The following is a 1282-nucleotide window of genomic DNA, read 5'->3' on the forward strand; positions in this document are numbered from 1 at the left end:
TGTCAAAGCCAGATTCAAATGTCGGGGTGCTGGCTAGATAGAAATGTCCGGTTTTGCTGTGCTTTTTCTTTTGTTCTGGGGTTGGGGCGGCGCAGCCGCCCCCCGTTCAGGCAGTTGCTTTTGTGTGATCCGACCAAGGGCTTCGTTGTAGTCGGCGAGTGAGATCGCCCGCTGTTTCTTCAGCCCGAGCAGCGCCTTCTTTGCCCGAACTGCCTCGCCAATATGCGTCCGGGACGGTGAGCCCGCCGTGCGTCGATCGTCCCGGATGTCCTGCAATGAACGGGCGACCGCTAGCGCCTGGGCAAGCCGCTTGTTGTCGACTTCCGCGCCCTGGTCGATGTTGGGAATCCGGTCATATTCGCGATACGGCACCACGACTCCATCGGCCTGTAGTTCGATGCGGCCATCCGGATACTCGACCACCTCAAGATACTGATGAACCAGCTGCCGGTTGGTCGCTGTATCGTCCAGCAGGTACATCACGCGGTCGTACTGCACCGTGAGCGAGGCCGTTACCTTGCGTGGCACCCGATACGCCAGAATCTGCCGCAGGTCCTCGTCGGCGCGCAGCGCCCGATGCGCGTCGTGATCGCTGGCGGGCGGCTTCGCGAAGCGCCGGTTGAAGTCAGCGATGAAGGAGGGCGCCCAGGCATTGGCGACCTCCCGCGAACTGATGCCACGCAGCCGTAACTCCTTCACCAGACGGTCCTGCAGCGTCAGGTTGGCGCGCTCCACGCGACCCCTGGCCTGACTGGTGTTCGCACAGAATGCGTCGACGTTGAGCTCGTACAGCGCGCGCCCGAACTGCGTCACGCCTTTGCCCGCCGTCTCCGAGCGCCCCTTGACGTAAAACACGCTGGCCTTGTCGCTGTAAAACGCCACCGGCTTGCCGTGTGCCTCCAGATACTTGCGGACGGCTTCGAAATAACTGAAGGTCGATTCGGTGGCCGTGAAATGCAGCACCATCAACCGGCCAGTCGCATCGTCGATGAACACCAGCAGGGTGCAGGCCGGCGCCCGGTCCTCGAACCAGCGATGATCGCTGCCATCGATCTGCACCAGCTCGCCCAGACACGCACGCCGGTTGCGCGGCTGGAAGACCTTCGGCGGCCGCTGTCGCCGCGGCACCCACAGACCGGCGTCGTACATCCATTGCCGCAGCGTTTCCTTCGCGAGCCGGATGCCATGGCACTCGACCAGCTTCTCACGCGCGAGGGTTGGCCCGAAATCCGCGTAGCGCTCACGGATGATGGCGATCACGCGGCCCCGCAGGTTCATCGGC

The 1282-nt window shown here is 63.3% G+C and carries 1 protein-coding gene; it reads right to left on the minus strand.

Features of this window, described 5'->3' with window-relative positions; translation table 11 throughout:
* Positions 1 to 33: 33 nt before the first annotated feature.
* Positions 34 to 1282 (minus strand): ISNCY family transposase (locus DVS29_RS36740; protein ID WP_118186248.1); only part of this gene is annotated, 1249 nt, incomplete at its 5' end.

The sequence above is a fragment of the Paraburkholderia phosphatilytica genome, assembly GCF_003443895.1.
Taxonomy (GTDB): domain Bacteria; phylum Pseudomonadota; class Gammaproteobacteria; order Burkholderiales; family Burkholderiaceae; genus Paraburkholderia; species Paraburkholderia phosphatilytica.